Origin of the sequence: Nocardia acidivorans NBRC 108247, from assembly GCF_001625085.1 — a bacterium.
Classification (GTDB): domain Bacteria; phylum Actinomycetota; class Actinomycetes; order Mycobacteriales; family Mycobacteriaceae; genus Nocardia; species Nocardia acidivorans.
In genome coordinates this window covers 103,579-117,638 of the sequence record NZ_BDAW01000002.1, presented here as the reverse complement: position 1 = coordinate 117,638, position 14,060 = coordinate 103,579, and the positions used below count along the sequence as shown (strand labels likewise).

12 protein-coding genes are annotated in these 14,060 nt (G+C 68.1%); 3 read left to right on the top strand and 9 right to left on the bottom strand.

Features of this window, described 5'->3' with window-relative positions; translation table 11 throughout:
* The first annotated feature begins 66 nt into the window (after window positions 1–66).
* A complete protein-coding gene (gene mycP / locus NA10_RS00455) occupies window positions 67–1,494 on the top strand; it encodes a type VII secretion-associated serine protease mycosin (RefSeq protein ID WP_245676921.1) in 1,428 nt (475 codons plus the stop codon).
* Window positions 1,495–1,559: 65 nt separating this feature from the next.
* Here mycP and eccB read toward each other — a convergent pair whose 3' ends face one another.
* Window positions 1,560–3,038 (bottom strand): type VII secretion protein EccB, encoded by a 1,479-nt coding sequence (gene eccB, locus NA10_RS00450; protein WP_067561741.1) that lies wholly within the window; start codon window positions 3,036–3,038, stop codon window positions 1,560–1,562.
* Between the two features lie 129 nt (window positions 3,039–3,167).
* Between eccB and eccE the strand changes: the two genes are divergently transcribed.
* Complete coding sequence (eccE, locus tag NA10_RS00445; protein ID WP_245676929.1) at window positions 3,168–4,766, top strand: type VII secretion protein EccE; 1,599 nt, start codon at window positions 3,168–3,170, stop codon at window positions 4,764–4,766.
* A gap of 142 nt (window positions 4,767–4,908) precedes the next feature.
* Here eccE and NA10_RS00440 read toward each other — a convergent pair whose 3' ends face one another.
* The 3 genes from NA10_RS00440 to NA10_RS00430 all read right to left on the bottom strand — a co-directional run bounded on the left by NA10_RS00440 (window position 4,909) and on the right by NA10_RS00430 (window position 7,929).
* Window positions 4,909–5,469, bottom strand: coding sequence for an NADPH-dependent FMN reductase (locus NA10_RS00440; RefSeq protein WP_067561735.1), 561 nt, complete (start codon window positions 5,467–5,469; stop codon window positions 4,909–4,911).
* Between the two features lie 135 nt (window positions 5,470–5,604).
* Window positions 5,605–6,963 carry an NAD-dependent epimerase/dehydratase family protein gene (locus NA10_RS38375; RefSeq protein ID WP_067561733.1) on the bottom strand — a complete coding sequence of 453 codons (1,359 nt, stop codon included), beginning with the start codon at window positions 6,961–6,963 and terminating at the stop codon, window positions 5,605–5,607.
* A 150-nt stretch (window positions 6,964–7,113) separates the two neighbouring features.
* Window positions 7,114–7,929 (bottom strand): S-methyl-5'-thioadenosine phosphorylase, encoded by an 816-nt coding sequence (locus NA10_RS00430; protein WP_067561837.1) that lies wholly within the window; start codon window positions 7,927–7,929, stop codon window positions 7,114–7,116.
* Between the two features lie 94 nt (window positions 7,930–8,023).
* Between NA10_RS00430 and NA10_RS00425 the strand changes: the two genes are divergently transcribed.
* A complete protein-coding gene (locus NA10_RS00425; protein ID WP_174562457.1) occupies window positions 8,024–8,374 on the top strand; it encodes a metal-sensitive transcriptional regulator in 351 nt (116 codons plus the stop codon).
* A 21-nt stretch (window positions 8,375–8,395) separates the two neighbouring features.
* Here the strand turns inward: NA10_RS00425 and NA10_RS00420 are convergent, their stop codons facing one another.
* From NA10_RS00420 to NA10_RS00400, 5 genes are all read right to left on the bottom strand, one after another.
* Complete coding sequence (locus NA10_RS00420; RefSeq protein ID WP_084514170.1) at window positions 8,396–9,367, bottom strand: nitrilase-related carbon-nitrogen hydrolase; 972 nt, start codon at window positions 9,365–9,367, stop codon at window positions 8,396–8,398.
* Between the two features lie 113 nt (window positions 9,368–9,480).
* On the bottom strand, window positions 9,481–10,443 hold the full coding sequence (locus NA10_RS00415) for an AraC family transcriptional regulator (protein WP_067561727.1): 963 nt from the start codon (window positions 10,441–10,443) through the stop codon (window positions 9,481–9,483).
* Between the two features lie 142 nt (window positions 10,444–10,585).
* The gene (locus NA10_RS00410) at window positions 10,586–11,461 is read right to left on the bottom strand and encodes a nitrilase-related carbon-nitrogen hydrolase (RefSeq protein ID WP_169812509.1); all 876 of its coding nucleotides are present in this window, start codon (window positions 11,459–11,461) and stop codon (window positions 10,586–10,588) included.
* Between the two features lie 68 nt (window positions 11,462–11,529).
* Complete coding sequence (locus NA10_RS00405; RefSeq protein WP_067561722.1) at window positions 11,530–12,510, bottom strand: AraC family transcriptional regulator; 981 nt, start codon at window positions 12,508–12,510, stop codon at window positions 11,530–11,532.
* A gap of 356 nt (window positions 12,511–12,866) precedes the next feature.
* On the bottom strand, window positions 12,867–13,832 hold the full coding sequence (locus tag NA10_RS00400) for a helix-turn-helix domain-containing protein (protein WP_067561719.1): 966 nt from the start codon (window positions 13,830–13,832) through the stop codon (window positions 12,867–12,869).
* Window positions 13,833–14,060 lie beyond the last annotated feature (228 nt).

Below are 14,060 nucleotides of genomic sequence, written 5' to 3'. Positions count from 1 at the left end.
CGGTCGGATACGCGCCGGGCGATTCGGTAGCCCCGCCGATATCGCACGGCGGCCACGGGCAGCCCGGTGACCAGCACCGGATTCCGCGCCGCGAGTCTGCGTGCCATCGCCGCGGGTGCGGCATTTGCCGCACTGACATCATTCAGTGTGGAACCCGCTGTGGCGCGGGCGGATCGGCCACCGGCGATCAATCCCGGGCTGCTGCCGCCGGGTGGTCCCGCGGCCCCGCCCGGCAAGACCGAGCATCCCGCCAATTCCCCCTGTATCAGCACGCAGGCGGGCGGTGACGGGCCGACGATCCCACCGACGCAACGAGCCCTCGACCTGGAGCACGCCTGGCAATTCTCCCGTGGTGCAGGGCAATTGGTGGCGGTCATCGATACCGGTGTCTCGCCGCACCCGCGCCTGCCCGGGCTGATCCCGGGCGGCGACTACGTCGCCAATGCCGGTGACGGCACCGAGGATTGCGACGCACACGGCACGATCGTCGCCGGACTCATTGCCGCGGAACAGGAACCGGGCCAGGGCTTCGCGGGCGTCGCGCCGGAGGCGCGAATCATGACCATCCGCCAGACCAGCGCCCTCTACCAGGCGGAGGGCGCGAGCCGCGATAAAGGCCCCGATGATTTCCCGGACGGCTACGGCAAGATCTCCGCGCTGGCCTCGGCAATTCGGCGCGCCGCCGATGCCGGGGCGCGCGTCATCAATATCTCCCTGGTCGCCTGTCCCACAAGAGAACCCGAGAGCACCGAGATGGGCATGCTCGGCGCGGCGGTACGGTACGCGGCCGTGGACCGGGACGTCGTCATCGTCACCTCGGCGGGCAATACCGACACCTGCAAGGCGAGCAATCCGGGCATCGACCCGCTGCATCCGAACGCGGACCTCTGGAACCACATCACCTCGTATGTGGCCCCGGCCTGGTGGGACGAGTACGTACTCTCGGTGGGCTCCATCGACGCCTTCGGCCAGCCCTCCAAATTCACCGTCCCCGGCCCGTGGGTGGGTGTGGCCGCACCGGGTGAGGAGGTGATCTCCCTCGATCCGCGCGGACCCGGGCTCACCACCGCGAAATTCACCAATCAGGGTCAGCTGAACCGGTACAGCGGAACGAGTTTCGCGGCGCCGTACGTCTCCGGCGTTGCGGCACTGCTGCGTTCACGCTTCCCGGATATGCCCGCCAATGAGATCATCAAGCGCATCGAGGCCACCGCGCACGCACCCGGCGAGGGCTGGAATCCCTATATCGGTTACGGCGCGGTCGATCCCGTCGCCGCCCTCACCGCCGAGGTCCCGAAAAACCTGCCGCCCAAACAACCCGGCGCCGCCAGGGACAAACAACTCCCACTCCCCGCCCGGCCCCCCGCGCCCGATAACACCGCCCGCGATGTGGCACTCATCGGCACCGGAATCGTGGGCCTACTCCTGGTTTTGGGCTTCCTGGCCTCATTCCCCCTGCGCCGCAAATTCGGCATGAAACCCGACGACATCTGAGTTCCGCCGTCATTCCGGCATGCCCCACCCGTCATCCCGGCATGCTTTTGGCCGGGTCCACACCCTCAGTTCTGCCTCTTGACCGGCTCCGCCGCCGGGTTCGGATCGGGTGCGACGCCATCGTGCGCCACCATGGCCGCCTCCCGGCTCAGCGTCGGACCGGAAGCCAGCAATCCGGCGATCGGCCAGGGCGCGGGTTCCGGCCGCACCGACTCCGGGTCCATACCGAGGGCTTTCGCGGCCTCGAGATCCTTGATGCCGTAGCGCACCCCGTAATCGGAGACGAAGAACAGACTGTCCCGCCGCTGACTGTCCGGTTCCAATCCGGTGGTCTGCACATACGCGCCCGCGCCGGGTTTCATGTAGTACGAATCCACTTCCGGCCCATTGCCATCGGCCTGCGCGAGCGGCACCAGCCGAGCGCGATCCGGGATCGGCACCGCATGGCCGGTGAGCACGGTCAGATCCGCGTGCCTGCTGCCGTCGGCCTTGTCGGCCGCCCCGACCGGTTGCCAGGCCAGGCAGTCGACGGGCTGATCCTTGCCCTCCACCATGCTCGGCGCTCTATCCGGATAGTCCGAGACCGGCAAGGCCGAGGAGACCGGCGCCCCGGTGCGATCGGCCTGTGCGATGTGATCATCGGTGGCCGTGGACCGATACGCATTGCGCACGATATCCGCGGTCAGCGGCGATACCGGCTGCAAACCGTCGGCCAGCACCACATAGTTCCGGCTGTCGGTGCGCACCTGCACCACATCCCCGATGCGATGGTCGCCGATCGAATAATTCGGCGCGGCACCGGCATTCGCGATCTGCGGCGGCACGATCGGCAGCACCTCGGGAATCGCGTTGAGCAGTCCCTCGCTGATCGGCCGCGGGGTGTGCCCGCGAATATCGAGGGCGTCCACCACCGCGCGATCGTTCATATCCAGCCGCGCGCGGTGATTGTCGTAGATCAGATAGGTGTGATCGCGCCCCTGCACCAGTAGCGCCCGGCCGGACTCGAGCGCGGACGCCTTCTCCCCCAACACCGGATCCCCCGCCAGCACCGAGGTGGTGAGCGTCCGGCTGCCGTCATTGGCCAGCACATCGCAGACGGTCCATCCGCGCCCATTGCTCGAGGATTCGAAGTTCAGCGTCGCGGGCGCGCCCGGAATCCCGATGAGCTGCCCGCGCGGCTTCTTGCTGAGTTCGGATTCCTTCACCGTCGCCGGTTTGGCGGCCTCGCCCGCCGCCAATCGCGCCGAGGACAGGTTCAGCGCCGGATGCACCACATTGTCGATGACCACGTAGACCGCCCCGGTGTCCTTGCCGAGCAGGATCTTGTTGGAGCCGATCTTGTCCTGCGGTCGCAGCAGAGCAAGCACTCCGCAACCCGCCAGTGCGACGCACGCCAGGATGAGTCCGACGCCGAACGCCCGCGATTGTGAGCGCATCGGGTCGTGCAGCATTCGCACGTCCCTGCGGACCAGGGCGTGTTCCATGCGGCGCACCAGGAAGCGATAGCCGCTGACCTGCCATCGCGTCGTCGGTTTTGAAGGCATAAAACTCCCCCGACCAGTGATTGCGTTCGCCGCACACAGTACAGTTCCCGGGAATCGGTATTCGCACTCGGCTACGAATCTCGCATCGCCGGGTCCGGCAGTTGGGGGCAGAGGATGGCCCGAGTGGGCATGGGGAAGCTGCTGGTCGCACAGGTGACCGCGGTGGCCGTCCTACTCGTGTGCGTCCTGTGCGGGGTGCCGTTCTGGGTCGCGCTCGGTAGCGCCATAGCATGCGGACTGGTCTTGTTCTTACCATTTGGCAAACTACCGGTTTCCGAATGGATCGCCACCCGATTCCGCTTCCGCGCCCGCCGCCCCCGCCCCGTGGCCGACCTCATCGACTTCCGCGCGGGCGACGGCCGCTCCCTCGGAATCTTCCGGGACGGCAGTCGCGTGGTCGCCGTGGTCGAGGTGCTGCCGCCGAGGGGCGGACTCACCCGGCTCGGCCGCAGCGCCGTGCGCGCCTCACACCTGCTGCCACTGCCCGCGCTCGCGGAAAGCCTTGTCCAGCACGACATTCTGCTCGCAGGCATCGATATCGTCTCGCACGGCCACCGCAGCCGCTCCGGTACGCCCGCGGGCGCCATCTACGAATCCCTCATCGGCCCGCTGCCCGCCACCGCGCATCGCACGGTATGGCTGGCCATCGCCTTCGACCCGCTGCTCTGCCCGGACGCCGCCGACCGGCGCGGCGGCGGGCTGGACGGCGCGTGCCGCGCGGTCACCATCGCCACCCGGCGCATACTCCGGACCCTGGAGGACGCCGGATGTCCGGGGCGCATTCTCACCGCGCCCGAAATCACCAAGGCGACACTGCACATCACCGCCGGGGTCGATCCGCGCGAACTCACCCAGCACTGGCGGTACGCCGAACTCGGCAACAGCGTCAATATCGGCGCCGCGGTGCCGCCCGGCCGGATCGACTCCGAACAGCTTGCGCGCCTGTGGGTTCCGGCCTCCCGCGGCACCACCGTGGCGGTACGGCTGCGCCCCGGCAGTTCGGCCGAGACGGTGCGCATCGGGGCGGCCTGGCGGCTCACCGCGCGCGAACTCCCCGAGGATCAGCTGCAACCGCACATGATCTCCATGAACGGGCGGCATCGCGAGAGCCTGCTCGCGCAATTACCCCTGGCCGCACCGGGAATGGACGACACCGTCCCCACCCGGGAGCGTCGGATCGCCGATATCGACGCGATCGAACTGCCGGCGGCGGGCTGCGGACAGCTGCTCGGCTCCGATGACGAGGGCAATGGCGTCGCCGTCCGCCTTGTCGGACAGGGCATTTCGACCGTGTACCTCGCGGGTGAGATATACCTGGCGCAGCAGTTGGTATTCCGTGCGCTGGCGGTCGGCGAACGCGTCCTGCTGCGCACCGAGCGCCCGCACGTCTGGGAGCAGTTGATCACCACCATCGGCAATCCGGAGCGGCTCGCCCTGGCCGCCGACACCCACGAATCCGACGCCGGATTCACCGCGGTGCTGGTGGACGGCGTACTCGCACCCGCACCGCACGCCGGAATCACCACCATCTACCTGGCCGGGGACCCGCTGGGCTGGCCCGGCGCGCGACCGGACCTGTCCATCGTGCAACCCGGCGCCGCGGGAAATCGCATCACCGTGCGCACCGGCGCCACCCGCGTCGAATTGAACCTGGTCTCCATCCCCCGCGAAGCCACCTACATCGGCCGGCCGCGCGCCGCCCAAGCCCTCGCCGGTCAGCCCGGCTGACCCGCCCGATCGGCCCCACACGGTCGGCCGGTTCAGCGCAGGAATGCCGGATCGGCCCGACCGGACCCATTCGAGAGTCACACACGCTCAGCCGGTTCGGCGGTCCGTGTGTCGCGGTAGTCGGTCGACCGGTCTGCCGCGCTCAGCCGGGGTAGGGGTCTGCCGCGCGGGCCTCGCGCAAAGTCCTTCCCCACCAGCCGAGTTGGCGCAGCAGGCGGGCCGCGGCGTCGATCGCCGCGCCGTCGCGAGTCTCGCCGTCGGCACCGAACTTCCGCTTGGCCTCGTGGAAGCTGACGGTCTCCCGAATGGAGACCATATGGATTTCGGCCACCACCTGCCGAAGCTGCTCTACCGCGCGCAGCCCGCCCGACAGTCCGCCGTAACTGACGAAGCCGATCGGTTTGGCCCGCCACTCCCGCTTGGCGGTATCGAGCGCGGTCTTCAGCGAGGCCGGATATCCGTGGTTGTACTCCGAAGTCACCACCACGAAAGCGTCTGCCGCGGCGATCCTTTCGCAGTACGCCCGCGACTCCGGCGTTGCACTCAAATCCAGCGGCAACGGCATCTCGAGCAGATCGATGAGGCCCACGTCGAATTGACCGTCCTCCCGCGCCGCCCGCAGAAACCAGTCCGCGACCACCGGTGCGAACCGCCCCGGGCGCACACTGGCCACGATTACCTCTAGCCGCAGTGGAGTGCTCACGCCCCCGAGCCTAGGCCGCGCCGACCGGAATTCCGCGCATCGCCCCCGCCCCTCCCGCCGGACCGGAAGAGCACACAAAGCTCCGCGGGACCGCGGGACCGCGGGACCGCAGGACCGCAGGACCGCAGGGAGAACCTAATGCTCGGCCGGGGCCGTCGCGTAACCGGCCAGCCCCGCGCCGGGACCGATTCGCGCACTGAATTCCAGTGCGTGCCGCGCCCGTTCGGGACTGGCGACCAGGTGCCGGATATCGGTGATCCGATACTGCCCCGTCACCAGCGGTGCGGGACCGTCCAGGGCCTTGGCCATGGTCGAAGCCACCTCCCACAGCGTGAGCGGTTGCCCGGAGGCGATATTCAGCGGTACGAACCCGGCCAGCCGCCGGTCCACCGCCGCGACCGTGGCCGCGGCGACATCGCGCACATGCACGAAATCCCTTACCTGCCCGCCGTCTTCGAAGACCCGCGGCGATCGCTCCGCCAGCAGTTCGGCCCGGAAGCGCGCCACCACACCGGATTCCGCCGACCGCACCAGCCGACCATCCGCGACGGCCGGGCCGTAGACATGGTGGTACCGCAACACGGTCGCCGCCGATCCGGTGCTGGCCACCCAGGCCAGCGCATAGTGTTCCTGCGCGACTTTGCTTGCGGCGTAGGCGCTTCGCGGCCGCAGCGGCGCGTCCTCGCCCAGCGATTCCCAGGTCAGCAGATCGCCCGTACGCGGCGCGCGATGATCGAACAGGCCGCGATCCAGATCCTGCCGCCGCCGCAGTCCCGGGAAGAACGGCCCCTGCCGCCCGGCCCGATACCGCCCTTCGCCGTACACCGCGACCGAGGAGGCCAACACCAGCCGCCGCACCCCGGCCCGCTCCATGCCCGCGAGCAGCACCGCCGTACCGGCGTCATTGTGCGTGGCATAGACCGCCGCTCGCTGCATCTCGAGCGGTCCGGTGCGCACCGACACCCCCTCCGCGGGGGCACGCACACACGGTCCCGCCCCGTGTCCGGCATCCTCGCGTCGTCCGGCCGAAGTCTTCACGCGCCCACCGGGTTCCACGCCGCCCGCCGCGCGCAATGCCCCGTATCCGGCGGGCCGATCGCCGTCTCCCGCGATCGGCTCGTCCGGAATCCGGGGCGCGTCCGGACTCTGCGGACCGTCCGGTAGATCCGCCCGGTCGGAGACGGGTCGCGGTGGCACCCACCGACCTGGAGTATTGCCCGGCAGGTCCGGCACGGGGACCGCGGCGGCCAGGTGGCAAACCACGTCCACGCCGCGCAGCAGCGGCTCGAGCGCCTCGGGATTTCGAATATCGACGCGGGAAACGCCTTCGGGGGCAGTGGGATTGATACCGTGGACGGTGTCCAGAAGATTGTCGACGGCGGCCACGTCGTACCCGGCGGCCAGTAGCGCGCGATGCACATGGGAACCGATATAGCCTGCCGCCCCGGTCAGCAGTACGCGCGTCCGGTCGGCCTGCGGTCCGCCTTCGCTCATGACTTCCAGCCTAGGCGACGCCCGCCACGAGCGCGCTCGGCGACAACGCCACGGCCCGGCCCGCGCGTGCGGGCCGGGCCGGTGAGCTGGGACTTCATCGAAGCCCTACGGCTCCGGGACTGGACGCCCGTTGCCGGACGCGGCCGCTGACTACGGCAGTTCGAAGGGAAGCTGGACGCCGGTACCGGTGAGCACGCGGCAGGCGTCGCAGGTGTCGTCACCCTCGACATTGGCGATGGCGCGACCCACCAGGGCCTTGAACGGCACCAGATTGCGCTCGAATTCGGCGAAGACGTCGACCGCGCTGACCCCGTGCCCGGACTCCACGCCCGCGTCCAGATCGGTGACCAGAGCGATTGCGGAATAGCACATTTCGAGTTCCCGGGCGAGAACGGCCTCGGGGTGCCCGGTCATATTGACCAGCTCCCAGCCGAGTCCGGCGAACCACTGGCTCTCCGCGCGGGTGGAGAAGCGCGGACCCTGCACCACGACCATGGTGCCGTGATCCCGCAGCGGCAGCTCGGTCCCGGCCGCCGCGATGGCGGCGGTGCGCAGCTCACCGCAGTACGGGTCGGCGAAGGAGACGTGCACGCCGCCCGCGTCGTAGAAGGTCTGCTCGCGTCCGGAGGTCCGGTCCACCAGCTGATCCGGCACCGCCACGGTGCCCGGACCCCAATCGGCGCGCAGACTGCCGACCGCGCAGGGCCCGAAGATGCGGCGCACGCCGAGGCTGCGCAGCGCCCACATATTGGCGCGGTAGGGCACGGTGTGCGGCGAGTACTCGTGCTTGCGCCCGTGCCGGGGCAGGAAGGCGACCGATCGGCCCGCCACCTGCCCGATCGTAATGGGCGCGCTCGGAGCACCGTAGGGCGTCTCGAGCTCCACCGTGGTGGCATCGTCACCGAAGAAGTCGTAGAAGCCGCTGCCGCCGATAATGGCCAGCGTGGCCCGAGGATCCGAACTCATGCCGCAATTCTTGCGCATGCGCGCATGAGTGGTGCTATCGGACCGCTGCATGTACCCTAGGGGGGTATTGATGCCGGGAGTGAGGAAATCAGTGGTGACCAGCGACCAGACCGCCACAACCGAATCCGCCGCCGCGACCGACGAGTCCTGCCACGACCACGCCTCGCACGGCTACATCACCGCCAAGGACGACTACCTCAAGCGCCTGCGCCGGATCGAGGGCCAGTCCCGCGGCCTACAGCGCATGGTCGAGGAGGAGAAGTACTGCATCGACATCCTCACCCAGGTCTCGGCCATGACCAAGGCCCTGCAGGCCGTCGCCATGGGCCTGCTCGAGGATCACATCAGCCACTGTGTCGTGGACGCCGCCATCGCCGGTGGCCCGGAGGCCGAGGCCAAGATCAAGGAAGCCACCGACGCCATCGCGCGCCTGGTCCGTTCCTGAGCCGTCTCCCGCGTACAACGTTCAGCAGGCGGTCATTCCGTCCGAACTCGTTCCGCGAATGAGTGGAACCGCCCAGCGATCGGTACCCAATCGCCGCGCCGGCGCGGTGCGGGCCGCCGCCTGCTGCCCCCGGCGCGCCCGATGCCGCGGCGCCAGATCCACCTCACGCCGGTCCGGAGCCACCGCCCCGACTTCCAGATCGGCGTAGAGAATGCCCTCCACACCCGCGGTGAGCGGGGTGACGATATCGGTGCCGCTCGAGCCGTAGATGCGGGCCTGACCGGTGCGGCGCGTGGTCTGCGGACCGCGCCGATCCCAGGCCGCCGAACCGACCACCGCACACGGGGCCACCACGTAGGCGTGCGCCTCGAGGGCGTACATCCGGCTCACGGTGGGCGCCGAATCCGGTCCCGGCGCATCGCCTTCCGGATGCCCCGGCCACGCCGCGATATGAATCTGCTCCTCATCGGCGCGCAATGCCCGGGTGAGCAGCGGGCGCTGATTCTCCTGCCCGGACAGCGCACCCACCTTCCCGATGACGCCGTGCTGCACGGCCGGGAGATTCGGTGTGCCGGAGGCGAATACCTTGCGCTCGATACTGTTCAACCCGGCCTTACGGCGAATCGAAACGATGTCGCCATTCTCGTCGATTACGGCCTGTGCCATATAGATTCGACGATCCTGCCGTTCCCCGAACCCGAGAACCACATGCACACCGTGATCCCTTGCGGCGGCGGTGATTCGGCGCATTTCCGCGCCGTCGCGGGTCATCGAATTCTCCCGGCACCGGGTGGAGTATTCCGCGTTCCACTGATTGGAATCAACCCAGCGCCACCAGGGAAAGCCAGGTAGGAAGGTCTCGGGGAATGCGATCAGGCGAGCCCCCGCGGCGGCGGCGTTACCGATCAGTTCGACAACCTGCTCGGCTCCCTCCGATAGCCGCAGCCATTTCGGCTCGGCCTGGATCGCCGCCACCCGCACCGTTCGCCTCATCCCATTTCCCTCATGGAATTCGACTCTTGCGAATGGCAACAGCACACACCATGGCCGAGTGTGCCGGTTTACGGACTGTTCATGCCACTGCGGTGTTTATAGCAATAAACAGTTCAAGGCAATGTACGGAATGCACCGGGCGTAGTGCCCATTTCCGTGCGGAACGAACGATAGAAGCTGCGCTCGGTGAGGAAACCCGAGGCCTTCGCCACCGCGGAGAGCGGCAACTGCGGCGCGGTGCGCAACAACTCGCAGGAACGTTCGATTCGCATGCGCCGCAACACCGCTCCCGGACCCCCTTCGAACTCGCCGAACACCCGATACAGCGTACGCCTGGACATTCGGCAACCTTCGGCGATTCGATCAACTCCGAGATCCGGATCCGCGCAGTTGTCGCGCATGAAGCTCAGCACCCGTTGCCGATTCAAGGCATCGGCGGACTGATCCCGCGGCACCCCGCCCGAGGCCGCCACCACCGCCGCCGCCAGCAGATCCATCCCCGGTTCGGCCAGCAGCGCCGCACCGCCGGGATCATTACGGCGTAATCCCGCCACACCCCGGAAGAATTGCGCGACCACACCGGGCGCGCTTTCACTCGAAAAGTGTTTCGCGGTAGGCACTTCCGACTCGATGATGCCGTAGCGCTCACGCAGCTTACTCAGTGGAACCTGCAGAACGACCTGCTCCCACTCCTCGCCGAATTCCCACTCGTATGGCCGGGAAGTGTCGTAGAACACGATCCCACCGGGCGCGACTTGCGCTACTCGATCGTCCTGGCGTAGTCGCGCACTACCGGAAAGCGGAATGCTTGCGAGAAGGAACTCGTTCTCGGTGCGCGCAATCAACCGGCCGGTGCGATGGATCTGTTGCGGTGTCGAACCGACCACCGTGAGATCCATGTCGCCATATCGCGCATGCTCGATATGCCCGCGAAACACCCCGCTCGGCGTCGGCGAAACCGCAAGGGGCACATAGGCCGCACTCACATGCGCTTCCCAACGCTCGAAAGCCTCCGCCGTCGACGCTTCCGATCCGGATCGCACCTCGACCCGATTGACTTCCGCGAACCGCTCCACTCCCCATCCCTCGACAACCATCGACGGCCTCTGCCCGACCGAATACCGGGCAGTGTGTCAGATTCACCAACGCACGGCCAATAGCCGAAAATCACTGCGGCCGTGGATTGACGGACCGCGCCACCTCTGCTCAGAGAAATCGCTAGGCAGCGGACTCGCAACTCAGGTCCAACTCCAAGTCCGCGTACAGGATTCCCTGCTCGTGGCCGTGCAACGGACTCGCCAACTCCGCTCCGCCGGGCGCGTAAATGCGCGAATGGCCGCCCGGGCCGCGCACCAGCTGTTTGGCGGGTGCCACGCCGCCACGCCGACTCTCACTGCCGGCCACATCCATCACCGAACAGGCCGCGATCACATTCAGATTTCCGACCACCGCGTACCAGAGCGTGGCCGCATTGTTCACGCGCACACCCCAATCCACATCGCGGGCGACGATGAACCCGGGCCACGACACGATATGCACCTGTGCGCCGGTGCGCTCCAGCTCCCGCCGGGCGGGCAGATGCAGTTGCTCCGACCCGCCCTGGACGCCGATGCGGCCGATATCGGTGCGGAAGACATACGGCTCGGTGATCTCACCGCAGCGAAAGATCCTGTGCTCCAAGGGTGTCAGCTCGGGCTTGCGCCGCACCCCCGCCAAGACGCCCCGATCGTCGATGAGGCACTGCGACATGTACAGCGAACTCCCGCAGCGCTCACTGAAACCGAGCAGCACATGGATGCGATGCCGGCGCGCGGCATCGGCGATCCGCCGAAACTCGGTGCGCCCCACGGTCAATGAGTTGGTGCGGTACCGCGCGAAGAAACCCGGGCCCCAGCTCACCGCATCCAGCCACAGCCACCAGGGATAGCCGGGCAGGAAGGTCTCCGGGAACGCGACCAGCTGTGCGCCGCCGACCGCCGCCGCCTCGATGAGCTCGATCGCCTGCTGCACGCCCGCGCGCAGATCCAACCACCGCGGTTCGGCTTGGATGGCTGCTACCCGCACCTTCGTCGGCACCTCGGCTCCCTTCGGCACGATCGGGATGATCTGTGCCATCACCCTTCGCCGAACGGCTGCCGGGTGCAGCGACATCCCGTGCCGAGCTACGGACGGGGAGTGCCCGGGTCCAATTTGGCGCGGAATTGGCCTGGCGTCTGCCCGGTCTCATCCCGGAAAGCGCGGTAGAAGTGCCGGTCGGTGGCGAATCCGGAGGCGGCGGCCACCGCCGCCAGCGGCCGGTTCATATCGGCGCGCAGCAGTCGCCGGGCATGCTCCACCCGCATCCGCCGCACCAGCGCCGCCGGACCGCCGAAGCCCTCGCACAGGCGATACAGCGTGCGCCGCGAGACCAGGCAGGCATGCGCCACCTCGTCCACGGTGAGCTCGGGATCGGTGTAGCGCTTGCGGAGGTAGGCCAGCACCTGCTGGCGCGTATACAGCGAATCCGAGGGGGCGGGCGAGCTGCGCCCGGTGGCCAGCAGCACCGCGGAGGAGAGCATGCCCGCGATCTCCGAGTCCAGAACCGTTGCCGCCTGGGTGGTCTCATCGGGCGGCAGTTCGGCCAGACCGCGGAAGAAGCTGGCCACCACGCCGAGCGCACCGGTCGTCCGCATCGGCGTGGCGAGCGGCAGTTCGTCGCGCACCAGACCGGCGTGCTCGAGTACCAGATGCATGGGCGCGCGCACGATGGCCGAGACCGCGTTATCGGTGGTGCGACTGTCCAGCGGGCGGGCGCTGTCGAAGAAGACGATGGACCCGGCGGGCGTATCGGCCACCCGGCCGTTCTGCTCGGTCCAGTTCGAGCCCTCCACAACAATATTCACCAGCAGGAATTCGGCGCTGGCCTGTTCGATCTGACGCCGGGTGCGCATGACCCGCTGCGCGCTGGCGGACATGAGGGTGAAACTGGAGCGATCGAACTGGGTGGTGCTCACTTTTCCGTGCCAGTGCCCCGAGGCCAGTGGCTCGATGGATGAGGGCAGCACAGCGTCGGAGACGATGGCCTCCCACTGCTCGAACGCCTGGCGCGCCGAAGTATCCGAGCTCGAGCAGACCTCGGCGCTGGCGGTTGCCGCGTTTCCCACTCCAGCATCATCCCATTCCCCGGGCTCCAGCAAACATGTATTGAACCTGTTTGAACCCGGCGAACCGGACCAGTTACCAGATAATTCCGGGCAGTACGCCGACCCGGTCGTCGGCGGCTCGGCAAAACGACCGGGCGGCGTCTCCGCATCGCCCGCCAGGCACATCGGCATCATCGACGACCGTGCCGAAGCCACGAGCGGAGCGAACCCAGTGCCCCACAAGTATTCACACGGGTTGCCACGGTGTGACTGCCCTGCCGTGCCAACTCACTGACCATTGACGTCAGGCGGACGCGACGGCACCGCGCGGCCGATCCACCGGACGCGAGCACGCATTCCGCGAACCGCACAGCGAATCATGCATGCACGGTGCGGAATTCGCCCGGTGTCATTCCGATCTCGCGTTTGAAGGCCCGATAGAACTGGCGCTCGGAGACGAATCCGGCGGCCCGCGCGATGGAGAGCAACGGCCTTGTCGGATCTGTCCGGATCAAGGCGAGGGCGCGCTCGATCCGCATCCGCCGCAGCAGCACCGCCAACCCGTCCCCACCATCCTCGAACATGCGATACAGCGTGCGCCGGGAGACCGCGCACGCCGCGGCCACCCGATCCACCGTGAGCCCGGGATCGGCGTAATGCTGCTGGATGTACGCCAGCGCCTGCTGTTTGGTGAGCACCTGTCCGGGTTCGTCATGCGGCACATCCCCCGCCGCCAACTGCACCACCGAGGCCAGCAAACCGGTGCCGTGCCGGGCCAGCACCGCCGCCTGCTCCGGCGCGGTGTACTGCAATTGCGCGAGCCCGCAGAAGAATCGGCCGACTATCCCGGCCGCGCCCTCCGGCGGGAAGCGCACCGCGGTCGGCAGCCGATCCGAGGCGACCCCGGAGGCGCCCACCACCTGCGACAGCGGCACCTGGACGGCCACCACGCCCCAGTTCTGATCGAAATGCGCGGTGAAGGGACGCGAACTCACATAGAGCATGAGCCCGCCGTCCGCCATCTCACCGACCCGGCCGTCCTGCGACAGCCAGCCGCGCCCGTGCGTGGTCACGGTGGCGAACAGGATCGGCTCCTCCGGTTCGTGGATCAGCCGGGGAATGCGGGTGATGTGCTGACCGCTCGCGGTGACGGTGGAGACATCCATATCGTCGAACCGGGACTGCACTATTCGCGCTCGGAAGTCCCCGGATCGCACCGGCGTCACCACCAGCGGTACGTACGCCCGCGCCACGGCGGCCTCCCACTGCTCGAACGTCTCCTGTTCGGAGACCTCGGGCATGGACCGCACCTCCACCACTGCGGGTTCCAAGCCGCCGCTCATTGGCCGATTGTCGCACCTTTGGGCGGGGTGAAAGTCGAAATCCCTTCACATATTTCAACTTTCGGACCGCGCGCCCGAATTCACCGGTGTGTCCGAACTACCGAGGCGTGCGGACGGCGATCGGCGATCGAGCCCATTGCAACTCGCAGAACGAATCCTCACCGCAGAGTTGAGGATTCACGGCGAGATCCGGAATCGGCGGCGGTGCGCATCGAACATCCCGCAGAT

Excerpts from the sequence above, each read along its gene's own strand:
- eccB (WP_067561741.1), bottom strand. The coding sequence starts at position 3,038 with ATGCCTTCAAAACCGACGACGCGATGGCAGGTCAGCGGCTATCGCTTC.
- eccE (WP_245676929.1), top strand. The coding sequence starts at position 3,168 with ATGGGGAAGCTGCTGGTCGCACAGGTGACCGCGGTGGCCGTCCTACTC.
- NA10_RS38375 (WP_067561733.1), bottom strand. The coding sequence starts at position 6,963 with ATGAGCGAAGGCGGACCGCAGGCCGACCGGACGCGCGTACTGCTGACC.
- NA10_RS00430 (WP_067561837.1), bottom strand. The coding sequence starts at position 7,929 with ATGAGTTCGGATCCTCGGGCCACGCTGGCCATTATCGGCGGCAGCGGC.
- NA10_RS00420 (WP_084514170.1), bottom strand. The coding sequence starts at position 9,367 with ATGAGGCGAACGGTGCGGGTGGCGGCGATCCAGGCCGAGCCGAAATGG.
- NA10_RS00400 (WP_067561719.1), bottom strand. The coding sequence starts at position 13,832 with ATGAGCGGCGGCTTGGAACCCGCAGTGGTGGAGGTGCGGTCCATGCCC.